Here is a 22,667-nt window from a genome sequence, read left to right on the forward strand (position 1 = left end):
TAAACAAATTTTTACAAGCATTCTGTAGGTAAAAAGTAGAAAATGACGAAGCTTGTTTTTAGTTAAATTGAACTACATGGCAAAAACGAACGAGCCCGGGAGGTTCTCCAAGGGCTCGTTCGTTTGATTGACAGGAGATTATCGGATCGATGCAAAGTATTTCACAATGCCGGTGTATAACCCTTGTGCTGCAGCGTCTTGCTGGCTGTCCGAACGCACGGCGAGCTCTTCTTGCGGGTTGGTGAGGAAGCCGACCTCTGCCAGTATAGATATCACCGGATTTTCACGCAGTACGTAATAGTCGCCAAAACGGGATTGTAGGTTGGCGTAATTCGTCGCTAGGACGAGCTCATTTTGGACGATGGAAGCGAGCTTGCCAGAGGTCGTCTGGTTGTAGTAAAAGACGATCGACCCGTTTGTCTGCGTATTGGGATGTGTGTTGTGGTGAATACTGACAAATAGATTTGCTTTGTTCGTGATGGCTACATCCACCCGCTGTTGAAGGGTCAAGGCACGGTCGTCGGAACGAGTCATGATCACGGTCGCGCCGGAGGCCTCGAGCTTGTTGCGGAGCTTGAGGGCTACCTGCAGGTTGATCGTTTTTTCCAGCGTGGAATAGCTTGTACCGGTTGCGCCGCTGTCTGTTCCACCATGCCCCGGATCGACGACGATGATTTTCCCATGCAATTCGTCGCCTTTGACGACGATTGGTGTCGAGTTGTCAGGCTGATCGTCAGTCGTGACCAGCCAGCTCGCGATATAGCCAATCTGCCCGTTGGCCAGCTTGATCTGGTACCAGTCACCGGAGCTTGCGACAAGTGTCAGCTTGTCACCAGTTTGCACACGAGTCAGAATCGCAGTGTTCGTGCCAGGGCCCGTACGAATATTGGTGTCGGAGCCGAGCACCGTCACCGTCTTTGCGGTAGGCGAGTGTGTCGGTGGCGTGCTTGGGACGGTGCGCTCTGGCTTGGTAACGAGCCAATTGGCGACCCAGCCGGTTTTTCCGTCAGGCGTTTGGACTTGGTACCAGTCGCCGTCCGCACCGAGTACGGTCAGTACCGTTCCCAAAGACATCGTTGTCAACAAGTCGCTGTCTGTCGTAGGCATGCTGCGCAGGTTGACGGCAGGCGCATTCACCTTGATGGTCCCGAGTGAAGCAGGCGGGTTCGGAGCGGTCGGATTGGTGCTTGTATCCGGTGTTGTCGGATTCCCAGATTGTGCGGCGACGCCCGGTTGAATCCAGGCGGCCATACCGTCGTACATGATTTGTGACCAGCCGTTCGAGCTGCTCTGGACCGTAACCTGATCGCCTTCGCTGATTTGTCCAATCGGCGCTTGCGACGCATTAGGTGCGGCATAAACGTTAACGGTTACGTGTAGTTGGATGGCAGTGCCTGCCTGTCCAGACACAGGAGGCTTTTGCGTTACGGTACCAGCCGATCCTGCTGGTTTCGCGGGTGCTGTGGTGGAAGCAGTTTCTTTAACCAGCCAACCGGCTACCCATCCTATCTGATTGGAGGGCAGTCGTATTTGCAGCCAATCGCCTTGCTGCTTTTCGACGGTGTAGCTCGTGCCGAGTGGCAAGGTGGTGGTGACCGAGGAGGTTAAGCTTGGGCCGGTACGCACGTTTAATTTGTCGACGGTTGTTTGTATGGTGCGGGCAGAGGCATAGCTGGGAAGCCCTCCGCAAATGAGTGTGCCTGCAACGACAAAGGCAAGAAGACGTTTTAACACTGTTGAACTCCCTTTCTGATAAACTCGCTGATGTTTGCCAAATTCTTCTTTGGAAAGGTTCTTGCATCATCCTGCATTTTCCTGCAAGAAGAGACAAAATCAGCGTGATTTGATGGTAATTCGAAAATCTGCCACAGGAGGATTCCTATGCGCCAATCATTGAACGAAACGTTTGCCAATCAGTTGAATCGCCAGCCGTTTTCCGTTGATTTTCATGATAATCTGGAAAAAGAAGCCGCGTTGAACGATGTAGAGATGTCACAAGAGTTTGGCTTGTCCATTCGCGAGGTGCAGAAGCTGCGCCGAAACAAGAAGTGACCTGCTGCTTACGCCCGCATGTTCATTGATTGACCGCGCTTTTCGTGTTCGGTAAGATGGATGAGTACACGAGAAAAGCAGGTGAACACATACGAATGATTCAAATACATTGCATTGGACATGCGTTTGAGCGAGAGGTCGGTTTTATTCTCGCTCTGTTTTTTGAAGATCCAGAGGTGACATACGTAACACAGCGGCAGGATGCAGCGCCGGAAGACTTGTACATTGAGCTGTCCTGCGCCCACACGACCGAAGGCGTACAGGCTGAAGGGAAGCTCATCGGTCAAGTAGGTGAAAAAGAGTTTCGCTATTTCCGCCCGTATACCGTTCGCGAGGAAAAGGCGGAGCGCAAAACAGCTAAGCAAGCGATTAGCTACACGCTGCTGACGCTGTTGGAACAGTACACCGGAATCGAGCAGGGCTGGGGAATTTTGACCGGCATCCGTCCGACGAAGCTTTTGCATAAAATGCTGGCGCAAGGGACGCCGCGAGAAGAGGTACACCGCCATCTGCGCGAAGACTACATGATGCGTCCGTACAAGCTGTCACTTTTGCAGGAAATTGTCGATCGCCAGCTGGAGGTGGTACCCGACCTATACGACATCAGTCGGGAGCTTTCGGTATATATTGGCATTCCATTCTGTCCGACGAAGTGTGCATACTGTACGTTTCCTGCTTATGCGATAAAAAGTCATACGGCATCGGTCAACCCGTTTCTGGAAGGGCTCCATTACGAGATTCGCGAGATGGGTAAATGGCTGACCAAGCACGATTTGCGCATCACCTCGCTCTATTTTGGCGGCGGGACGCCGACCAGTATAACGGCGGAAGATTTGGACGCATTGTTCGTCACGCTGCATGAATCGTTTCCTCATATGGACAAGGTGCGCGAGCTGACGGTGGAGGCGGGCCGGCCGGATACGATCACACCCGAGAAGCTGGCTGTGATGAAAAAATGGAAAACCGACCGGATCAGCATCAATCCGCAATCGTTCACGCAAGAGACGCTGCAGGCGATCGGGCGTCACCATACCGTTGAGGAAACGATCGAAAAATACAAGCTGGCAACGGAATTGGGCTTTGAAAACATCAACATGGATCTGATCATCGGCTTGCCGAACGAGGGAATGGACGAATGGCGTCACAGTCTGGAGGAAACGGCGAAGCTGATGCCGGCATCGCTCACCGTCCACACGCTGTCCTTCAAGCGCGCCTCGGAAATGACCCAAAACAAGGAACGATACAAGGTCGCTAGCCGTGACGAAATCCGCGCGATGATGGAGCTGGGCACGGAATGGACACAGGAAAACGGCTATTTGCCTTACTATCTCTATCGGCAAAAAAACATTTTGGGCAATTTGGAGAATGTGGGCTATTCGCTTCCCGGGAAGGAAAGCATCTACAACATCATGATCATGGAAGAGGTACAGACGATCCTCGGGCTCGGCTGTGGCGCCGTCTCCAAGCTAATGCAGCCAGGCAGCGAGCAGTTTACCCGCTTCCCCAATCCAAAAGATCCGAAAACCTACAATGACACATACCGTGAGCTCGTAGACGAAAAGATCAAGGCACTGGACGCCCTCTATCAATTTGCATAAAGCATCTTAGCGACAGGCTGTGAAGGCAGGCGTACGAAAGCGCAGGCCAGCACAGCCTGTTTGTCAAAAATGGGCGCATGCACCGATTGACAAGGCGTAGGAGCTCCAGTACGATGTAGGCAAAATGATTGCGCACAAATCCGGTCCGACCGGTCAGACTGAAAACAAGAAAGGAATCGGCAGCCATGGTGATCGTGAGCGAAACGGTACAAAAATACTTGCTAGACTTCATCCGCAAAAAAGAGCTGAAGCCAGAGGACAAGCTCCCCTCGGAGCGCGAGCTGGTCAACATGCTCGAGGTAAGCCGATCGTCGATTCGCGAGGCATTGCAGACGTTGGCGGAGCAAGGAATCGTCGAGAAGCGGCCGGGAAAAGGCGTCTATATTAAAAAAAATCCGTTCCAAAACAATGGGGAGATTACGCAAACGCTGATGATGCTGGTTGATTTCACGAGCTCGCTTCACCTCTTGGAATTGCGTCAAGGGGTAGAGGGGGAGATCGCTCATCTGGCGGCCAAGCGGATCGAGAAAGCGGATATCCAAATTCTCGAGCAATCGATCGTGGATCTCGAGGTATGCATCAAAATGGACACACCGATCATCGTTCCAGATCTCGTCTTTCACAACACGCTTGCCCGTTCCACACAAAATGGCATCATTTTGCAGGTATATAATTCAATTGCCGAATTTTTCAAAAAAGTGCGGATTGAGATGGCCACCGAAGACGATGTGCACCAGGCGCTTTATTATCACAAGGAAATCTTGCAGGCCGTCAAAGCTGGTGACAGCGAACGCAGCAGCAAATGGATGAGGGAGCACATTGAGGACGTCAAACAGCACTACCAAAAGATGCTGAATCGTCTGCGCTAGGTGAGGAAGAAAAATGGTAAAAAAGTTGTCACTAACTTAATGTTAGCACATATCTTTTTGTGATAAGATGGAAAAGCATCATCCAAAATCAAGATCGTAAGGAGTCACTATGTCAAAACGGGATTCAACCATCGAACAAGCCTATTTCCTCTCTTTTGTCATTGCGGTGATTGCGACGCTCGGAAGCCTTTATTTCTCAGAGGTGATGAAGTTCCTTCCGTGTGAGCTGTGCTGGTTTCAGCGGATTTTGATGTATCCGCTCACCATCCTGTTGGGCATCGCTGTCGTGCGCAAAGATTATAAACAGTCCCTCTATGTCACCGTCCTTTCGGTAATCGGCGGGCTTTTCTCCATCTATCACTACATGATTCAAAAGCTGCCAGCAATGCAGGAGCTCGGCAAATCCTGTGGCATCATCCCGTGCAACACTGACTATATCAATTGGTTTGGCTTCATCACCATTCCGATGCTGGCCTTGATTGCGTTTGTCCTGATCGCAGGACTGAATCTTTACATCTGGAAACAAACGAAGGGAGACTAATTCATGAAAAAACTGGTTATTTTTCTGGTCGCCATCGTCCTGGTTTTCATCGGCGGCATGGTGTACTCTGACTACTCTAACAAGCAAGCGGCACAAGGAAATCCGTATGGAAAAGAAACGTTGAATCCCGCCACGGTGGCACAGTTGAATGATCCGCTCTATGACAACCAGATCGTGCCGGATGCGCTGAAAGAGAGACTGGCGAAAAAAGAAGACACCTATGTTTACTTCTACAGCCCGCTTTGTGAGCACTGCGAGCGCACAACGCCGATTTTGGTTCCGGTAACGAAAGAATTGGGCATCGATATGAAAAAAAACAACGTGCTTGAATTCGATCAAAGTTGGGACGATTATAAAATCACCGGAACACCGACGTTGATCCACTTCAAAGATGGCAAGGAAGTAGACCGCATCGAAGGCGAATACGCTGCGGACGATTTCAAAAAGTGGTTCGAAATGACGGCGAAGAAATAGCAGTTGGCAAAAACTCCACGCGAGCCCGCTTGACGATCATGTTTGATTTTGATATGATTCGGAAATAATTAGTGATGATCTGATGACGGGACCAAGTACCTGCATGACGAGTAGCTAGAGAGGAAGTGTCGTGGCTGAAAGCACTTCTCTATGACGATGCAGCGAATGACCTCCACGAGGACTTCCGGTGAACGTATGATACCAGTAACCGGACAGCGTACGATCGGCGTTAACGATTTTGAAGTGGGATCATAAATATGATCCAAGCAGGGTGGCACCACGGGAGCAAATGTGAAGCAACGCGAACATCTCTCGTCCCTGATATGGCGATTTTTTCGTCGTATCAGGGACGGGAGTTTTTTATTTTATCACGTTTTGTTGGAGGAAGCGCTTATGGCCAAAATTCAAATTCCACGCGGCACGCAAGATGTCATGCCTGGGCAGGTCGAGCTGTGGCACTACATCGAGCAAAAAATGCGCGAGCTGTGCCACCGTTACAATTACGGAGAAATCCGAACGCCGATCTTCGAATCGACGGACCTGTTCCTGCGGGGTGTAGGCGAAACGACCGATGTCGTGCAGAAGGAAGTTTACTCGCTCGCATGGATCAAGGACAAACAAACGAAAGAGCTGACGCTCGGTGAAACGCAGCAGGAGGGGTTGACGCTCCGGCCTGAAAATACGGCGGGGGTTGTACGCTCCTATGTGGAGAACAAGCTTTACGGCGCGGCGAATCAGCCGACGAAATGGTACTACATCGGACCGATGTTCCGCCACGAGCGTCCGCAAGCAGGACGCTTCCGCCAGTTCACCCAATTCGGCGTGGAAGCGATCGGATCAGCTGATCCAGCGATCGATGCCGAGGTCATCTCAATTGCGATCCGCCTGTATGAGGAGCTGGGGATCAAAGGGCTATCCGTTGAGCTAAACAGCGTCGGCACCCTTGAAGACCGCGCACGCCACCGCACGCACCTGATGGCGTTTTTGGAAAATGTTCGCCATGATCTGTGTCCGGACTGCCAAGAGCGGATGGACCGCAACCCGCTGCGCGTGCTTGATTGCAAAGTGGAAAAATGCAAGACGCTGACAAAGGACGCCCCATCGATTTTGGAGCATCTGAGCGAAGAGTCTGCAGCTCACTTCCAGGCGGTGCAAGATTATTTGGCAGCGATCGGCATTCCTTTCACCATCAACCCGCGGATGGTGCGTGGACTCGATTACTACACGCAAACAGCCTTTGAGATCAAAATGGCGGAAATCGGCGCAGTGGAAACGCTCTGCGGCGGCGGACGCTACAACGGGCTGGTTGCCGATCTCGGCGGCGAGGATATGCCGGGCATCGGTTTTGCGCTGAGCATCGAGCGACTGCTCTTGGCGCTGGAAAAGCAAGGGATCGCGCTTCCGGTGGAAACCGGGATCGATTGCTTCATCGTCGTGCAAACCGAGCAGGCGAAAGCGACCGCCTTCAAGCTGCTCGACCAACTGAGGCAAGCAGGCGTGACCGCCGAAATGGATTACCTCGGGCGCAAAATGAAAGCCCAACTGAAAGCGTCGGACCGTCTGCAAGCGAAGTTTACTGCTATTATCGGTGAATCCGAGCTGGCAAACGGAACCGTTGTCTTGAAAGAAATGGCGACCGGCGAGCAACGTGAATTGCCGCTGGGCGAGCTGGCAGGAGCAATACGGAAATAAAACATACACAGTAGAGACAAAGTGGAGGGTTTAACAATGGCAAGCATTTATCGCACCCTGTATTGCGGGGACGTGAGCAAGGCACAAATCGGGCAGGAAGTTGTGCTCAATGGTTGGGTTCAAAAGCGTCGTGACTTGGGCGGCGTCATTTTCGTAGATTTGCGCGACCGCAGTGGTCTGGTGCAAGTAGTTTTCAACCCTGAGTATGATAAAGCGGCTTGGGAAAAAGCGGACCGCGTCCGCAGCGAATACGTTCTTTCCGTACGCGGAACAGTCGTAGCGCGCGCCGAAGAAGCGATCAACCCTAAGCTGAAAACAGGTGAGATCGAAGTCCACATCAATGAGATCACCATTTTGAACGAAGCGAAGACACCTCCGTTCCTGCTTGAAGACGACATCGAAGTCGATGAGCAGGTACGCTTGAAATATCGTTATCTGGACCTGCGTCGTCCGGAAATGCAAAAAACGTTCTTGCTGCGCAGCAAAGCGATGAAAGCATTCCGCGACTTCCTGGATCAAAACGGCTTCTTGGAAGTAGAAACGCCGATTCTCGGCAACAGCACACCAGAGGGAGCGCGCGATTATTTGGTACCTTCCCGCGTGCATCCAGGCGAATTCTACGCACTTCCGCAATCACCGCAATTGTTCAAGCAGCTGCTGATGGTGTCGGGCTTCGAGCGTTACTATCAAATCGCACGCTGCTTCCGCGACGAAGACTTGCGCGCTGACCGTCAACCTGAATTCACGCAGGTGGACATCGAGACTTCCTTCTTGCCGATGGAAGAACTTCTGCCGATGATGGAGCAAATGGTCGCACATGTATTCAAAGCAACCGTCGGCATCGACGTTCCAACTCCATTCCCGCGCCTGACTTATGCGGAAGCGATGGATCGTTACGGCTCCGACAAACCGGATGTGCGCTTTGGTATGGAATTGACCAGCATTTCCGACCTGGTGGAAAACTGCCAGTTCAAAGTGTTCGCAAGCGTAGTCGCTGGCGGCGGTCAAGTAAAAGGGATCAACGCAAAAGGCTGCGGCCACTATTCCCGCAAAGAAGCTGACGATCTGACCAAGTTCGTGAACCGCTACGGCGCGAAAGGATTGGCATGGATGGGCTTTAAAGACGGCGAAATCAAAGGGCCGATTGCCAAGTTCTTCAGCCCTGAAGAAATCGACGCGATCAAAGAGCGCATGGGAGCAGAAGAAGGCGACTTGCTGTTGTTCGTTGCCGACAAACCGAAAGTGGTCGCGGACGCACTCGGCGCACTGCGCAGCAAATTCGGCGCAGAGCTTGGCTTGATCAACAATGAAGAGTTCAAGTTCCTGTGGGTCGTTGACTTCCCATTGGTTGAGTGGGATGAGGAAGAAGGCCGCTATGTCGCACTGCACCATCCGTTCACTCGTCCAAAAGACGAAGACTTGCACCTGTTTGACACGAACCCTGGCCAAATGCGTGCGCAAGCGTACGACATGGTACTGAACGGCTATGAGCTGGGCGGCGGTTCGATGCGGATCTACAACCGTGACGTACAGGAAAAAATGTTCCAAGCGCTGGGGCATACTCCTGAGGGTGCGCGGGAAAAATTCGGCTTCCTGCTGAATGCGTTCGATTACGGTACGCCGCCGCATGGCGGAATGGCGCTGGGTCTCGACCGCCTGATCATGCTCCTGGCTGGCCGTACCAACCTGCGTGAAGTCATCGCGTTCCCGAAAACGGCGAGTGCCAGCGATTTGATGCTGAATGCACCGAGTGAAGTGGACGCTGCGCAGCTGAAGCAAATTCACATTGCAACAACAGCAGTAAAAGAAGAGGTTGAAGCGTAAGCGGTTTTCCCTTGGGTTAACTTGCACGCCCGCTTTTTCTTGTGTTACCATAACAATAACGAATAAGCCCTGCGATGTACGTGCCTACCGATTGTTTTGAGCCACAAATGTTTTATCGGGAGTTTTGCGTCCGGCCGGCGAAGACATGCCTCGTTCGAGTGGAAGTCTGATGCTGGTCGGCCATGCACCCACCTGCTAGCTGGCAGGTTCAAAACTGAGGTACAGTACGGCATAACGGGGCTTTTTTTCGCCATTTATCAATCCTACTTTTCCGATTGAATATAAAGTGAAAGGTTGTTTCAGTTATGTTGCATCAATTTTCACGCTGCGAATTAGCAATGGGTCCCGAAGGGCTCGAAACGATGAAAAACAGTACCGTAGCGGTTTTGGGCGTTGGCGGCGTTGGATCGTTTACGGTTGAAGCATTGGCCAGAACTGGTGTCGGCAAACTGATCCTGATCGACAAAGACGTCGTGGACATCACGAACATCAACCGACAGATTCATGCCACGTTGCATACGATCGGTCAGCAAAAGACCGAGCTGATGAAAGAACGTATCGCCGCGATCAACCCGGAGTGCGAGGTCGTCACCATGCAAATGTTTTATGACGAAACCACTGCACCGGAATTGTTTGCCCACAAAATCGATTACATCGTGGATGCGATGGACACGATGTCTGCCAAAATCCACCTTATCGTAGAAGCGAAAAAGCGCAACATTCCGATCATTTCCAGCATGGGTGCAGCCAATAAAATGGACCCGACTCGTTTTGAAGTGACGGACATTTCCAAAACGAGCTATGATCCGATCGCCAAAGTACTGCGTCGCGAATTGAAAAATCACGGCATTTACAAAGGTGTGAAGGTTGTTTACTCCAAAGAAATTCCTGTAACGATCCATACCGATGTGCGTGAAAAAATCGTCACGAATCCAGACTCGCCGATTCGCAAGGTAAAGCAGCCTCCAGCGAGCAACGCGTTTGTTCCATCAGTTGCAGGTTTGATCTTGGCTAGCGTCGTGGTCCGGGATCTCTTGAATTGGCAGCCGGCTAAAGGGTGAGAAGTATGATGGATGATCTGTTTTCGTTTTCGTATGAAGAAAAAGATTCAGGCCGAATGAAGCCGTTGGCGGCACGGATGCGTCCGAAAACAGTGGACGAGATCATCGGGCAGAGCGATATCATCGCGCCGGGCAAGCTTTTGCGCCGGGCGATCGAGGCTGACCATCTCTCGTCGCTTATTTTTTATGGGCCGCCGGGAACAGGGAAAACCACGATGGCAAAGGTGATTGCCAATTCGACCAAATCGCACTTTGTGGAATTGAACGCGGTGACTGCCGGTGTCGCAGACATCCGGAAAGTGGTTGAAGAAGCGAGGGACAGGCTGGTCATGTCGTCAACGCGCACGACCTTGTTCGTCGATGAGATTCACAGATTCAACAAAGCGCAGCAGGATGCGCTTTTGCCATTTGTCGAGGAAGGAACGATCATTTTGATCGGGGCCACGACTGAAAATCCGTATTTCGAGGTTAACGCGGCACTGCTTTCCCGTTCGCAAATTTTCCGGCTGCATTCGCTCGACACGGATGAGCTGCGAGAAGTGATGCGGCGGGCGATAACCAATGAGAAGGACGGGCTCGGTGAATTATTTGTACGCGTGACGCCCGAAGCGGAGGAGCATTTAATCCACTATGCGGAAGGCGATGCGAGACGTCTGTTGAACGCATTGGAGCTGGCAGCTTCCACGACTCCGCTGTCGGCCGACGGTTCCATCGAAATCACGCTGGACGTTGCAGTTGAATCGATTCAACGGCGGGCGGTTCGTTATGATAAGAATGGAGACAATCATTACGATACAATCTCTGCATTTATCAAATCGATTCGCGGCTCTGATCCTGATGCCGCGCTGTACTGGCTGGCCCGAATGATCGACGCGGGGGAAGATCACCGCTTTATCGCTCGCAGGCTGGTTATCTCGGCTTCCGAGGATATCGGCAATGCGGACCCGAATGCGGTGACGGTCGCGATATCTTGCTTTCAGGCGCTCGAACTGGTGGGCATGCCGGAAGGACGGATTCCGCTTGCGCAGGCGACCACATACTTAGCATGCGCTCCGAAAAGCAATGCGGCCTACAACGGGATCAATCAAGCGCTCGCTCGTATCCAAACCGACGGGCACAAGCCCGTTCCCATGCACTTGCGCGACCAGAGCTACAAGGGAGCGGCCAAACTTGGACATGGCGCTGGTTATTTGTACCCGCACAATGATCCGGAAGGTTACATTCCGCAACAATACTTCCCCGACGGGGTTTCTTATCGGTTTTATCAACCGAAAGAGATTGGCTACGAAAATGAGATCCGCGTGCGTCAAGAAGGGCGCAAACAGCGCGATGAAAAGGGCGAATAGCGGATATTCATATAGGAAAAGCTCCTCATGGAAGTACCCATCAGGAGCGTAAAAAAGGTTAGGTGCGAACGGTGCCGTCAGGCTTGTTCGGCAAATCGCCGGCTTCATTCGGCACTTTGCTGATGATATCAGCGCCAAAACGCGCTTTATGCGCAATGGTTCCGGCTGGATATTCATAAATCGTGTCAGACGGGTGATTGCGTCCGCGTTCGGAACGTTTGTTGGTAGCCATTTGGCCGTCACCTCCTGTACCGTATTTTCTCCACATCATATCTGCACATGTATGACAAATAATGCGTGATCACGCAACAGACAGGGCTTAGAGAGGAGTGTTGTTGGGAGTGAAAATTTCAACAAAAGGACGTTATGGATTGACCATTATGATGGAGCTTGCTACCCGCCACGGTGAAGGGCCGACATCGCTCAAGAGCATTGCGACACGGCATGAGCTATCGGAGCATTACCTGGAGCAGCTGATTGCTCCGCTGCGCAATGCCGGCTTGGTGAAAAGCATTCGCGGCGCGTATGGCGGTTATGTATTGTCAAAATCACCAGAGGAGATCACTTCTGGTGATGTAATTCGTGTTTTGGAAGGGCCAATCAGCCCGGTCGAGTTCACGGAAGAGGAAGATCCGGCGAAGCGCTACCTGTGGCTGCGCATCCGCGACAGCATTTCAGCGGTGCTGGATTCGACCACGCTCGCGGACCTCATCAATTACAAAGATGATGGTTTGTCTGACGGATATATGTTCTATATTTAACGGATTGATTAGTTTATAGAGGAAGTTCAGGTGACAGACGTGCGATATTTTGATCATGCGGCGACTACGCCGTTGCACCCGCAGGTCGTCGACGCGATGCAGCCGTATTTGCATGAGCATTTCGGCAATCCGTCCAGTTTTCATCGGTACGGTCGCGCTGCACGTGCGGCAGTAGAAACGGCCAGGGAAGAAATGGCCCGCTTGCTGGGGATTACACCACGCGAACTGATTTTTACCGGCGGCGCGACGGAAGCGGACAATAATGCGATCATTTCGATGGCATTCGGGCTTCGCCAAAAAGGGAACCACATCATTACGACGGCGATTGAGCATCATGCGGTTTTGCATGCTTGTGAGTATTTGCAATCGCTTGGCTTTGATGTCACCTATTTGCCAGTCGATGAAACCGGAATGGTTCATCTGGAAACGCTGAAAGCTGCAGTACGTGAGGATACGATTCTGGTTTCGATCATATACGGCAACAACGAAGTGGGAACGATCCAGCCGATCGAGGAAATTGGAGCGTTTTTGCGTGAGAAGGAAATTTTGTTCCATACGGATGCCGTTCAGGTGGCCGGAGCGATTCCGCTGAATGTAGGGCAGCTGCCGGTCGATCTGCTTTCGCTCACTGCCCACAAAATCAATGGCCCCAAAGGCATCGGTGCTTTGTATGTGCATAAAAACGTTAATTTCCATCCGTTTATCCACGGTGGCGCACAAGAGCGGAAGCGCCGTGCCGGCACGGAAAACGTAGCGGGAATTGTCGGTTTCACGGAAGGGCTGAAACGCAGCGTGCATGAGCTTGATGAGCGGGTTGCGAAATACAAAGCGATGCGTGAGGCAATGCTGTCCGTCTGGTCTGAGAGCGGTATCGAGTTTGCCGTCAATGGCCATCCCGAAAAATTTTTGCCGCATATTTTGAACGTGAGCTTTCCCGCGGTCGATACCGAAACGATGCTGATGAATCTGGACATTGCGGGCATTGCGGCCGCGAGTGGTTCCGCGTGCACATCCGGTTCGCTGGAAATTTCCCATGTGCTCGTCGCGATGGGGTTGCCAGAGGAACAGGCTAGTTCTGCCATCCGCTTCAGCTTTGGCCTGGGCGTGGATGTCGAGGATGCAGTCCATGTAGCGCAAACGGTCGTGGCGATAATCAAGCGGATCAAGCCATAGGTTCGGCGGCGGGTACAAAAGATAGCAAGAACCATCCGCTCATTTTGAGTGGGTGGTTTTCTTGCTTAAAAAAACGAAATGCGGATACGATTCAGGAGGAAACATGATACGTTATAACATTTGTTTCATTCAACAAGACGATCGCTTCCTGCTGCTGAATAGAGAGAAGCCAAGCTGGATGGGATGCTGGAATGGTGTCGGGGGCAAGCTTGAGCCGCATGAATCTCCACGTCAATCGATGATCCGTGAAATTGCAGAGGAAACAGGTCTAAAAGCCGCGGAGTACCTGTTGACTTACAAAGGGCTGGTATCGTGGACGGTTGATCGCGAGCAATTTGGGGGGATGTATCTGTATTCTGCGTCTGTTACAGAATCGTTCGCGTATGCGACGCCCCGGAAGACAGCAGAGGGCATCCTCGACTGGAAAGCGTTGGAGTGGATTTTGCATCCGAAAAATCAAGGTGTCTCGACAAACATCCCGCTGATCATGTCGCATTTTGCGGAGCCATCCGCCTTCCACCATCATTGCCACTACGATGACGACAAACTAGTAGCTACGATGACTGTGCCGATGGAAACGGCGACAGAAATGCGAGAGCAAATGAATGAATACGTAAAAGAATTTATGGCCCAAAATGGCTTGAAAGTTAATCAGCCGTTAGCCAATCGATAGCCGCCAGCAATAACGAGCCAAACATGCATCCTGCCCGCGTGTTCGGCTCTTTTTTGTTCAAGATTATCCCACGCCCGTTGCTTTCACCAACTTTTCATAAAACTTGAGTAGCATTGTAAAACTACGAACATGTGAGACAAGGGGTGAAAATGCTTGAACATCTTACTGGCGGAGGATGACACGAGGCTCGGCGAGCTGATTGTGCATATTTTGAAGAAAAAAGGCGGTTATCTGGTCGAATGGCTCACCGAAGGGGACGACGTGTACCACTTTGCGACACAAGTGCAATACGATGTGCTGATCCTCGATTGGATGCTTCCGGGGGAAGAGGGGGTGAGCATCGCGAAGCGGCTGCGGGGTGCGGGCTATTCCGGTGCTATCATCATGCTGACTGCAAAAGATGCGGTGGAAGACCGGATCATCGGCCTTGATGCAGGTGCGGACGATTATTTGGTCAAGCCGTTTGAGGTGGACGAGCTCTTGGCTCGCATCCGAGCGCTTGGGCGACGCAATTTTGCACCGATCCAAGAGCAGATTGTCACGATGCAGGGGATCAAAATCGATTTGTTGAACAGGACGGTTTTTCGCGATGACGAGGAGGTGCAGCTCACGCCGCGGGAATTCCAACTTCTTGAGCTGTTGATCCGCAATGAGGGACAGGTCTTGTCGCGGGAGTTGATTATGGAACGCATTTGGGGGCATGATGCGGACGTGTCTCTAAAGGCGATTGATGCCCAGATCAAATTGCTGCGTAAAAAAATGAACGGATCCTCGAAAAACGACCTGATTCAAAGCATACGCGGGGTGGGATACAAGCTTGATCGCCACTAGGATTAGACGTTTTTGTAAAAAACAGCGAGATCTGTTCACACTGACACAAAGCCAACTGACGATCCGCTACAGCATGCTGATCATGATTTTTCTGGCGCTGTTTATCGGTGCGGTCTACTTGCTGCTCAATGTGGCGGTATCGTTCGAGCAGGAACGGGAGCTGCAAAAAATCACTGACCAGGAAGTGGAGCTGATCGAGGCGGCGATCAAAACTCATTCCATCAGCGAGCTGCAGATTGAGGATTTGAATTTGATCCGAGATAATAGTAATCAATTTTTTTATTACCTTGTCGATACAGAAGGTCAGGTGCTTTATGGGGATGAGTACATTCACCGAGTTCAACGCGAGATCCTTGAGCGGGTGAAGGGGTGGCTGCCACAGCCCGGCGAATTCCGCTATGAGACGCTGATGCCTGTACCGCCGCCAGCCGGAAAAAAACTTCCTCCCGGGTTCCACACGATTCGATTGCTCATCACCGGCAAGACCCTTACCAAAGGGGATCAGGTTGTCGGCATTTTTTATTCCGGTCGGGACATCGGCCCGATCTATGAGTTTATGAATGGCATTTTATTGTTCCTGATCGGATTGGGCGTATTGTTTTGGGGAATATCGTTTTTGTTCAGTTATTTCATGTCGAAGCGGGCGATTGCGCCGATTCGCGAGTCGTTTTTGCGGCAGCGGGAATTCGTGGACAATGCCTCGCATGAGCTGCGGACGCCGCTCGCTATTTTGAAATCGTCGCTCGACGTGTTTGAGATCGAAGAAGAGGACCGCCTCACTGGCGTATCCAAAAAAGTGATGGCTCATATGAAGGATGAAGTGAGGCGGATGACCAGACTGATCGGCGATTTGCTGACATTGGCCCGTTCGGACTCCGAGCAGCAGTCGTTGAAAGTGGAGTCGTTCGATGTCGTCCCGGTCATTTGCGATATCCAGGAGGCGTTAGAAGTGCTGGCAAAAGAAAAGGCAATTGAGCTAACGGTCAAGATGCCAACGTCAATTCAAATCGATGGGGATCGCGAGCGGCTCAAGCAGCTGTTTTACATTTTGCTGGACAATGCACTCAAATATACGCCTGAAGGTGGCCGTGTCACGATGGTGGCGAGCGTTCAGACAAAAGAGAAGAAGCAATGGTCCGTTTTTCGTGTGCAAGATACGGGCGTAGGCATCGCCAACGAAGAGCAGGCGCGTATTTTTGACCGTTTTTATCGTGTGAACAAAAACCGCTCGCGGCAAATGGGCGGAACCGGACTCGGCTTGTCGATCGCCAAATGGATCGTGGAGGCGCATCAGGGCGAGATCAAGGTCACCAGCGAATTGCAAAAAGGGACAACGTTTGTTATCATGCTGCCGACCAGGCTTGAACGCTAGACAAGATTTCGCACCGCGGAGATTTTGACGAGATTCTTGTATAGGTCGAGAGGAATAGCCGGCAGCGTAAACAAGGCACTGATTAAAAAAGGCGTGCAAGGATAACCGATGGAAGGTATCCTTGCACGCCTTATTATCGTTTATATTCACACACCGTTCGTTACTTGCAAACTGCGCCGGTTTTAGCGTCGAGTTTGACTTCATGGTCGATGCCATCTTCGCCGTGAATGCGGATGTTGTAAAGGTCGATGCCATTTTCGTGGCGGAATTCGCTCGATTGAACATAGCCTTTATGCTGTTTCAGCGCGATCATTTTGATTTTTTCAATCGGTTGATAGCCGACTTTTTGCACAGCTTCCGATTTGGTGATTTTGCCGGTACGCGGATCGATTTTTTCCGTATAGACGTTTCCATCCTCGCCGACTACTTGAATGACATAGATTTCAACGCCATTTTCTCGCTGGAAATCCGATGTTTTAACGAAGCCTTTGTGCTTTTGAAGCGCAACATGTTTGATTTGTTCGAGAGGGAGATAGGACAGTTGATGAGATTGCTCCTGCTTGTTAATTTTGCCGCTGCGAGAGTCAATTTTTACGACGTACAGCTTGCCATCTTCCCCGACGATTTGGACGGCGGTAATGTCCGCGCCATTTTCGATTTGTCGCGCAGCCGATTTGACAAAGCCTTTGTGCTGCTGGAGAGCGATCGTTTTGATTTTGTCCAGCGGCAGAACGGTGGCTGCTTTTGCAGGAGCTGCTACTACATGGCCGATCGTGGCGGTTTGTGAATGCTCGTTCAGTTGATTTTGCCATTTCACTTGCGTATGTGTGGATGCTAGCTGAATGGGTTGTGCTTGTGTCGTATGTTCGGAAGCTTCCACTTGTTTATGTGCGTATGGATTCGCCGTATCGAATTCGGCGGCAAATACGCCGGAGGCCCCCAAAATGTTCAAAGCAACTGCTCCTGTCAACATCAATGCAAATGCGTTACGTTTTTTCATGGTTTCATTCCTCCAGGTCTGTTCTTTTGTGTGATGTGAAGCGTTGTTGTCCTTCACAATTGCTACTTTACCGATGGAGGGTGAAAAAATGGTGAAAAAGCCATTACGGAAATTTGACATAAATCTGTTAAAGATTCACATTCGTGTTGATTTATTCATGGCGTTGGTAATGGTACACTTGACCTATTACTAGTTTGCATATGCAGGCATAGGAGGTTATTCGATTATATGAACAAAAAGGTTTCCATCCGCTTTAAACTGCTGGTAACGATCATCGTGATCACGTTGGCGCCGATTTTTGCGCTGAGTTACTTGGAGTACATGAGCGCCGAAAAAGCCGTCAAGAACCTGACAACACAGGATCTGAAATATTTGACGCACCTCAAAGCGATGGAGCTGGCTCCTTTGCTGCAAAAGACCGACCTGACCGACAGCGAAAAGGCAAAGGTTGATGAAGTGGTGAAGGATGTCGCTACCACCTACTATCAACCAAACGGGATGATTGGCTACGCTTACATCTATGACAATACCGGAACGCTTTTGTTCCATCCGAAAGATCCAGGCAAAAACATTGGACAGGAAGCGTTCATGAAGCAAATGATTCAGGAGAAGACCGGTTATTTGGAATACATATGGGAAGGCAAGAAAAAAATCACGGCGTATGAAGAGCTGCCGAATGGTTGGATGCTGGCGATCGGCAGCTATGAAGACGATTTGCTGCAGCCGATCAACAAAAACAAAATCGTCATGTTCGCAATTGCCGTTGCGGGCTTTGTCGTCGCAGCACTTGCCGGAATTTTTATCGTGAACCGCATTCTTGTTCCGCTGCGCAAGCTGGTCGCGGCAATGAAAGCGGCGGAGACCGGGGATTTGACCGTGCAGGTGCCGGTTCAAACAGGTGACGAGCTGGGCCAGCTGTCTGCCATGTTCAATGAGATGATGATGGTCTTCCGCAAGATGCTCGCGGAAGTACAGGAGGTCTCGGAGCAAGTGGCGGCTTCATCGCAGCAGTTGACCGCAAGTGCGGCTGAAAGTGCGCGTGCCTCCGAACAAATTTCGATCGCGGCGACCGACATCGCGCAAGGCTCAGAAACCCAAAAGGAAACGGTGCAGCTGACCACCAATTCGTTGCACAGCATCGGACAAGATATCGGACAGATCGCCAAGTATGCCGATCATGTCAATGCGGATTCTAAGGAGGCCTATCAATTCGCTCACGAGGGCGAGCAGAAGCTGGGCGAGCTGGTCAAGGAAATGGATGACATCACCTGTAAAGTTCAGTCGACTGAAAAGGTGATTCGGGACTTGGGAGCACAGTCGGAGCAAATCCTCGGAATTATCACAATGATTCGGGAAATCAGCAACCAGACGAATTTGTTGGCTTTAAATGCCGCGATCGAAGCAGCGCGCGCGGGTGAACAAGGCCGCAGCTTCGCGGTAGTCGCGACCGAAGTGCGAAAGCTCGCGGAGCAATCCGGCAAGTCTGCGGAAGAGATTTCTGCCTTGATCCATACGATCAACGACGAGATCAGCCAAGCAGTCAGCGCGATGGAGCAGACAACAGAGGTTGTGCGCTTCGGACGCGAAGGGGTGTCGACGGCAGGCGAAGCGTTCCAGCGCATTTTGCGCTCGGTCGATGACGTTAATAAGCAAATTACGCGGATGAACCAATCATCACAGGCGATAGCCCAGGATACGCAAAAAATAGTCGGCGATGCGGACAAAATTACGAGCCTTGCTGAACAGGCTGCCGTCGACACGCAAGAGGTCGCCGCTGCGTCCGAGCAGCAAACTGCGACATCGGAAGAGATGAGCGCGGCATCAGACGTACTGGCAATCATGGCAGAGAAGTTGTCAGAGCAGGTGAAACGGTTTACAATTTAACGAAGAGATGGAGCGATCATGAGAATCCACTTGTCTTGAAAGTGGATTCTTTTTCTTATCGTAGAAGAAAGGAGGGGTCTTGATGGCGCAAGAATCCCTTTCGCTGTTTGCCGAAACCTATGTGCGCGGCCATGTTATCCAAGAAATTTTTTATAATGAAGAAAACTGGTACGGCGTGTTTCGGGTACGGGTGGAAGAGACCACCGAGCCGATCAAAGACAAGGAAACCGTTGTAGTCGGACACTTCCCTCGGCCGCATGAAGAAGAATTGTATACCTTTTACGGAGAGTGGAAGGTTCATCCTAAATTCGGCTCGCAATATATCGTGAGCCGGTACGAACGGGAAACACCGAAAACAAAGTCAGGCGTGGAACGCTATTTGGCGAGCGGCCTGTTTACCGGTATCGGAAAAAAGCTGGCCAAACGGATCGTGGAGCATTTGGGGGTGGACGCACTGAGCGTCATCGCAGATGACCCGGACCAGCTGCAAGCGATCCCGGGCATTTCGCCGACCCGGGCAAAGCTGATTTATGACTCTGTGCTGGAGCACCGTTCGCTGGAGAGGACAATGGTCTTTCTGTACGAATTCGGCATTGGCGTCCATTTGGCCCTGCGCATATATCAGACGTACAAGCTGGCGACAATGACGGTTCTGACCGAAACGCCGTATAAACTGATCGAGGATATTCAGGGAATCGGGTTCAAACGTGCAGATGAGATCGCGAGGGCAACCGGTGTGGCGGCATCTTCGCCGGAGCGACTGCAGGCGGCAGCGATTTATATCATGCAGGAAGCGTCCTATGGGGAAGGGAACGTGTATTTGCCCATGAAGGATGTGTGCGAGCGGACGCTGCAATTGTTACAGGAAGCTGGGGGCCACACGTTTACCCGCGAAGAAGCGGAGGGCGCCCTTCAGGAGATGCACCTCGCACAAAAGCTGTACTACGATGATGATGACAAAATTTATCTTCCGTCGCTGTTCTTTGCGGAAATCGGATTTGCCAAACGCGTGCGCTACTATGCCGATCGGGAGCCGGAGACCGTTTTTCCCGCATCCGAATTTTACAGTGCGCTCGGCAAGGTGGAGGATGAGCTGGGCATCACCCATGCACCCACGCAGCGTGAGGCAGTCGAAAAAGCGGTTTCCTCCGGCTTTATGCTGTTGACAGGCGGTCCGGGTACAGGGAAGACGACAGTCATTCGAGGGATATGTCGCGTGTTTTCACAGTTACACGGCATCTCCCTTGATTTGAAAAAATACAATCAACATGAAAATCCGTTTCCGATTTTGTTGGTCGCACCGACAGGACGTGCCGCGAAGCGCATGACCGAGACCACGGGGCTACCCGCGATGACGATTCACCGCTTATTGGGGTGGAATGGGCAGCAATTCGAGCACGATCAAGAGCAACAGGTACGGGGGCGATTGCTCATCGTCGATGAAATGTCCATGGTTGACATTTGGCTAGCCAATCAGCTGTTCCGCGCACTACCGGACGATATCCAGATCATTCTGGTTGGCGACCCGGATCAGCTGCCATCCGTCGGCCCGGGAAATGTGTTGCTCGATCTTTTGTCAGCTGATTTTTTACCGCGTGTTCAGCTTACCGATATTTACCGTCAGGCGGAAGAATCGTCCATCATCAGGCTCGCACATGATATTCGACAAGGAAAAGTGCCGGATGATTTGCTGACGTTTTTGCCAGATCGGCGGTTTTTCACAAGTTCGCCACAAGATGTCGTAAAAATTGTGAAACAAATTTGCGCCGGGGCCGTAAAAAAAGGGTATACTGCGAAAGATATTCAGGTTTTGGCCCCGATGTACAAAGGTGTGGCAGGGGTCAACCAACTGAACGCAGAGCTGCAAGCCCTGTTTAATCCCGGTTCTGAGACAAAACGGGAGATAACGTTCGGGGAGACCGTATTCCGTACGGGAGACAAAGTGCTGCAATTGGTCAACAACGCGGAGGAACATGTGTTCAACGGCGATATGGGCGAAATTGAAGCGATTTTCCGTCCGAATGAGAATGAGGAAAATGAAGAGCAGATGGTCATTTCCTTTGACGGGAGAGATGTTGTCTATCGGCGGTCGCAGTACCACCAGCTTACGCTCGCGTACTGCTGCTCCGTTCATAAATCGCAGGGTAGTGAATTCCCCATTGTGATCATGCCATTCGTCCGGAATTATTTCCGGATGCTCCGCAGAAAGCTGGCGTATACCGGTATCACTCGGAGCAAATCGTTTCTGATTATGTGTGGTGATCAGGAAGCGTTTCGCATGGCGGTCGAAAACGATGACGAAGGTGTGCGCTACAGTCATTTGAATCAGCGCCTTCGTGTGAACAGCTGATGGTTGGAACAGTTTGTTTCGAATGAGGAGTAGCCTCTTGCCTGATACTAAAAAGGCGGGAGGGATGTCCCTGATGCGCAAAGCACTGGATGCTATAGGCCTGCCGATTCTTTCAGTTGCCAGCGGACGAGTGACAGGAATGGTCCGCGATATACTTTGTGACGCTTGCGGACGTACGCTGGGAGTCGTCATCAAAGAGGCGAACTGGATGCACGATGGGATGTACATTCCGTTTCAAGCGATTCATTCAGTGGGCCAGGATTACCTGACCGTGCATGACGATTCGGCCCTTACTCCTCTGCATATGCTGCGAAACCTGGAAACGATCAGCCTGGTTACGGGAAAGTACAAGCTAAAAGGAAAAACAGTCGTGACCGATAAAGGGGAACGGCTGGGAACTATTGAAGATGTTTACTTCTCCATGAATTGGGAGAAGCTTGTAGGGTATGAATTATCGAACGGGTGGATAACGGATTTGACGGAGGGACGCAAACGTCTCGCCGCAAAAGATGGTTGTATTATCGGGGATGAAACACTGATCGTACCCAATTCAATTCGTATCCAGGCGTAAGAGGTGCAAGGAGGAGAGCGTCATGCGAGTGATTTGCCCCAATTGTAATTCCAAAGATATCGGCAAAATTGGTACAAACCAGTACTATTGCTGGAACTGCTACGTGGAATTGAGCGTTGCGGGAGAACAGGTATCCTCGATCTATCAGGTCGAAGAGGATGGTTCTCTGCAGTCGTTGAACGATTTGTTTTTTGAAGATCAGGTTTTGCCTGCCCAATAAAACAGCCATCGATCGTTTCGCCCAAAACGCTTTGAGGAGGAATGAAGATGTCTCGACGCAATCTGTTAAGTGTACTGATCACAAGCGGTATCGTAGCCGCCATTGGCTATATGCTGATGCCGAAACGTCGCAATGGGTTTTCGTTGAACATCAATCGTTTGCCTCTGTCGCGCAAAAATATGATGAAAGCAGGTGCGATGCTCTTTCGTTCCTTGCGAACAGCCGTAGCCAGATAATCAAAAAAGCAGCTGTCCGATGCGGACGGCTGTTTTTTTGTACAGATAAGTTTCATTAAATTCTTATCCAGTATAAGTGCAACCGCGGCTCCGCCAAAAAGCATGGCGTAGCCAGGTTTTCTAACATTGTGAAATAATT

Annotated in this window: 22 protein-coding genes and 1 other RNA gene; 20 read left to right on the forward strand and 3 right to left on the reverse strand. The window is 51.2% G+C overall.

Annotation, left to right across the window (positions count from 1 at the left end; translation table 11 throughout):
* Positions 1–138: 138 nt before the first annotated feature.
* Positions 139–1,734: an N-acetylmuramoyl-L-alanine amidase family protein gene (locus EDM56_RS09005; protein ID WP_122917548.1), complete on the reverse strand. Its 1,596-nt coding sequence runs from the start codon at positions 1,732–1,734 to the stop codon at positions 139–141.
* Positions 1,735–1,881: 147 nt separating this feature from the next.
* On the opposite strand from EDM56_RS09005, the gene EDM56_RS31445 reads away from it, so the two are divergent.
* The 10 genes from EDM56_RS31445 to EDM56_RS09050 all read left to right on the forward strand — a co-directional run bounded on the left by EDM56_RS31445 (position 1,882) and on the right by EDM56_RS09050 (position 11,457).
* Complete coding sequence (locus tag EDM56_RS31445) at positions 1,882–2,052, forward strand: hypothetical protein (protein ID WP_183192360.1); 171 nt, start codon at positions 1,882–1,884, stop codon at positions 2,050–2,052.
* Between the two features lie 95 nt (positions 2,053–2,147).
* Positions 2,148–3,650, forward strand: coding sequence for a coproporphyrinogen III oxidase (locus EDM56_RS09010; protein ID WP_122917549.1), 1,503 nt, complete (start codon positions 2,148–2,150; stop codon positions 3,648–3,650).
* Positions 3,651–3,835: 185 nt separating this feature from the next.
* Positions 3,836–4,519 carry a FadR/GntR family transcriptional regulator gene (locus tag EDM56_RS09015; RefSeq protein ID WP_122917550.1) on the forward strand — a complete coding sequence of 228 codons (684 nt, stop codon included), beginning with the start codon at positions 3,836–3,838 and terminating at the stop codon, positions 4,517–4,519.
* Between the two features lie 109 nt (positions 4,520–4,628).
* On the forward strand, positions 4,629–5,060 hold the full coding sequence (locus tag EDM56_RS09020) for a disulfide oxidoreductase (protein ID WP_122917551.1): 432 nt from the start codon (positions 4,629–4,631) through the stop codon (positions 5,058–5,060).
* Positions 5,061–5,063: 3 nt separating this feature from the next.
* Positions 5,064–5,534, forward strand: a complete 471-nt coding sequence (locus EDM56_RS09025) for a thioredoxin family protein (protein WP_122917552.1) — start codon at positions 5,064–5,066, stop codon at positions 5,532–5,534.
* 393 nt (positions 5,535–5,927) lie between these two features.
* Complete coding sequence (gene hisS / locus EDM56_RS09030; RefSeq protein ID WP_122917553.1) at positions 5,928–7,226, forward strand: histidine--tRNA ligase; 1,299 nt, start codon at positions 5,928–5,930, stop codon at positions 7,224–7,226.
* A 36-nt stretch (positions 7,227–7,262) separates the two neighbouring features.
* Positions 7,263–9,050, forward strand: coding sequence for an aspartate--tRNA ligase (aspS, locus tag EDM56_RS09035; RefSeq protein ID WP_122917554.1), 1,788 nt, complete (start codon positions 7,263–7,265; stop codon positions 9,048–9,050).
* Between the two features lie 63 nt (positions 9,051–9,113).
* A non-coding RNA gene (gene ssrS, locus EDM56_RS09040) (6S RNA) lies at positions 9,114–9,295 on the forward strand.
* 60 nt (positions 9,296–9,355) lie between these two features.
* Positions 9,356–10,111, forward strand: coding sequence for a tRNA threonylcarbamoyladenosine dehydratase (locus EDM56_RS09045; protein ID WP_122917555.1), 756 nt, complete (start codon positions 9,356–9,358; stop codon positions 10,109–10,111).
* An 8-nt stretch (positions 10,112–10,119) separates the two neighbouring features.
* Positions 10,120–11,457 (forward strand): replication-associated recombination protein A, encoded by a 1,338-nt coding sequence (locus EDM56_RS09050; protein WP_122917556.1) that lies wholly within the window; start codon positions 10,120–10,122, stop codon positions 11,455–11,457.
* 58 nt (positions 11,458–11,515) lie between these two features.
* Here the strand turns inward: EDM56_RS09050 and EDM56_RS31450 are convergent, their stop codons facing one another.
* A complete protein-coding gene (locus EDM56_RS31450; protein WP_183192362.1) occupies positions 11,516–11,689 on the reverse strand; it encodes a hypothetical protein in 174 nt (57 codons plus the stop codon).
* Positions 11,690–11,798: 109 nt separating this feature from the next.
* Here EDM56_RS31450 and cymR point away from each other — a divergent pair, with 109 nt between their 5' ends.
* The 5 genes from cymR to EDM56_RS09075 all read left to right on the forward strand — a co-directional run bounded on the left by cymR (position 11,799) and on the right by EDM56_RS09075 (position 16,267).
* Complete coding sequence (gene cymR / locus EDM56_RS09055; RefSeq protein WP_122917557.1) at positions 11,799–12,218, forward strand: cysteine metabolism transcriptional regulator CymR; 420 nt, start codon at positions 11,799–11,801, stop codon at positions 12,216–12,218.
* Positions 12,219–12,248: 30 nt separating this feature from the next.
* Entirely contained in the window at positions 12,249–13,391 is a 1,143-nt protein-coding gene (locus EDM56_RS09060) for a cysteine desulfurase family protein (RefSeq protein ID WP_122917558.1), read from the forward strand.
* 103 nt (positions 13,392–13,494) lie between these two features.
* A complete protein-coding gene (locus EDM56_RS09065) occupies positions 13,495–14,064 on the forward strand; it encodes an NUDIX hydrolase (RefSeq protein ID WP_122917559.1) in 570 nt (189 codons plus the stop codon).
* A gap of 153 nt (positions 14,065–14,217) precedes the next feature.
* Positions 14,218–14,895: a response regulator transcription factor gene (locus EDM56_RS09070; protein ID WP_122917560.1), complete on the forward strand. Its 678-nt coding sequence runs from the start codon at positions 14,218–14,220 to the stop codon at positions 14,893–14,895.
* Positions 14,882–16,267, forward strand: a complete 1,386-nt coding sequence (locus tag EDM56_RS09075) for a sensor histidine kinase (RefSeq protein ID WP_122917561.1) — start codon at positions 14,882–14,884, stop codon at positions 16,265–16,267. Before EDM56_RS09070 ends, EDM56_RS09075 begins: the two co-directional genes overlap by 14 nt.
* 160 nt (positions 16,268–16,427) lie before the next feature.
* Here the strand turns inward: EDM56_RS09075 and EDM56_RS09080 are convergent, their stop codons facing one another.
* A complete protein-coding gene (locus EDM56_RS09080) occupies positions 16,428–17,267 on the reverse strand; it encodes a PepSY domain-containing protein (RefSeq protein ID WP_183192363.1) in 840 nt (279 codons plus the stop codon).
* Positions 17,268–17,495: 228 nt separating this feature from the next.
* On the opposite strand from EDM56_RS09080, the gene EDM56_RS09085 reads away from it, so the two are divergent.
* The 5 genes from EDM56_RS09085 (at position 17,496) to EDM56_RS09105 (ending at position 22,528) form a co-directional block, all read left to right on the forward strand.
* Complete coding sequence (locus tag EDM56_RS09085; RefSeq protein ID WP_122917563.1) at positions 17,496–19,151, forward strand: methyl-accepting chemotaxis protein; 1,656 nt, start codon at positions 17,496–17,498, stop codon at positions 19,149–19,151.
* An 82-nt stretch (positions 19,152–19,233) separates the two neighbouring features.
* Positions 19,234–21,501, forward strand: coding sequence for an SF1B family DNA helicase RecD2 (recD2, locus tag EDM56_RS09090; RefSeq protein ID WP_122917564.1), 2,268 nt, complete (start codon positions 19,234–19,236; stop codon positions 21,499–21,501).
* Positions 21,502–21,574: 73 nt separating this feature from the next.
* Positions 21,575–22,072, forward strand: a complete 498-nt coding sequence (locus EDM56_RS09095; protein WP_122917565.1) for a PRC-barrel domain-containing protein — start codon at positions 21,575–21,577, stop codon at positions 22,070–22,072.
* A 22-nt stretch (positions 22,073–22,094) separates the two neighbouring features.
* On the forward strand, positions 22,095–22,292 hold the full coding sequence (locus EDM56_RS09100) for a hypothetical protein (RefSeq protein ID WP_122917566.1): 198 nt from the start codon (positions 22,095–22,097) through the stop codon (positions 22,290–22,292).
* Positions 22,293–22,339: 47 nt separating this feature from the next.
* Complete coding sequence (locus EDM56_RS09105; protein WP_246009318.1) at positions 22,340–22,528, forward strand: hypothetical protein; 189 nt, start codon at positions 22,340–22,342, stop codon at positions 22,526–22,528.
* Positions 22,529–22,667: the final 139 nt, after the last annotated feature.

It is taken from the genome of Brevibacillus fluminis, from assembly GCF_003710825.1.
GTDB classification, from domain to species: Bacteria; Bacillota; Bacilli; order Brevibacillales; family Brevibacillaceae; genus Brevibacillus_D; species Brevibacillus_D fluminis.

Bases quoted from the DNA above. Each gene is read 5' to 3' on its own strand.
- EDM56_RS31445 (WP_183192360.1), top strand. From the start codon at position 1,882: ATGCGCCAATCATTGAACGAAACGTTTGCCAATCAGTTGAATCGCCAG.
- EDM56_RS09065 (WP_122917559.1), top strand. From the start codon at position 13,495: ATGATACGTTATAACATTTGTTTCATTCAACAAGACGATCGCTTCCTG.
- EDM56_RS09085 (WP_122917563.1), top strand. From the start codon at position 17,496: ATGAACAAAAAGGTTTCCATCCGCTTTAAACTGCTGGTAACGATCATC.
- EDM56_RS09095 (WP_122917565.1), top strand. From the start codon at position 21,575: ATGCGCAAAGCACTGGATGCTATAGGCCTGCCGATTCTTTCAGTTGCC.
- aspS (WP_122917554.1), top strand. From the start codon at position 7,263: ATGGCAAGCATTTATCGCACCCTGTATTGCGGGGACGTGAGCAAGGCA.
- EDM56_RS09045 (WP_122917555.1), top strand. From the start codon at position 9,356: ATGTTGCATCAATTTTCACGCTGCGAATTAGCAATGGGTCCCGAAGGG.
- EDM56_RS09015 (WP_122917550.1), top strand. From the start codon at position 3,836: ATGGTGATCGTGAGCGAAACGGTACAAAAATACTTGCTAGACTTCATC.
- recD2 (WP_122917564.1), top strand. From the start codon at position 19,234: ATGGCGCAAGAATCCCTTTCGCTGTTTGCCGAAACCTATGTGCGCGGC.
- EDM56_RS31450 (WP_183192362.1), bottom strand. From the start codon at position 11,689: ATGGCTACCAACAAACGTTCCGAACGCGGACGCAATCACCCGTCTGAC.
- EDM56_RS09020 (WP_122917551.1), top strand. From the start codon at position 4,629: ATGTCAAAACGGGATTCAACCATCGAACAAGCCTATTTCCTCTCTTTT.
- EDM56_RS09010 (WP_122917549.1), top strand. From the start codon at position 2,148: ATGATTCAAATACATTGCATTGGACATGCGTTTGAGCGAGAGGTCGGT.
- EDM56_RS09100 (WP_122917566.1), top strand. From the start codon at position 22,095: ATGCGAGTGATTTGCCCCAATTGTAATTCCAAAGATATCGGCAAAATT.
- EDM56_RS09050 (WP_122917556.1), top strand. From the start codon at position 10,120: ATGGATGATCTGTTTTCGTTTTCGTATGAAGAAAAAGATTCAGGCCGA.
- EDM56_RS09080 (WP_183192363.1), bottom strand. From the start codon at position 17,267: ATGAAAAAACGTAACGCATTTGCATTGATGTTGACAGGAGCAGTTGCT.
- EDM56_RS09105 (WP_246009318.1), top strand. From the start codon at position 22,340: ATGTCTCGACGCAATCTGTTAAGTGTACTGATCACAAGCGGTATCGTA.
- EDM56_RS09025 (WP_122917552.1), top strand. From the start codon at position 5,064: ATGAAAAAACTGGTTATTTTTCTGGTCGCCATCGTCCTGGTTTTCATC.
- hisS (WP_122917553.1), top strand. From the start codon at position 5,928: ATGGCCAAAATTCAAATTCCACGCGGCACGCAAGATGTCATGCCTGGG.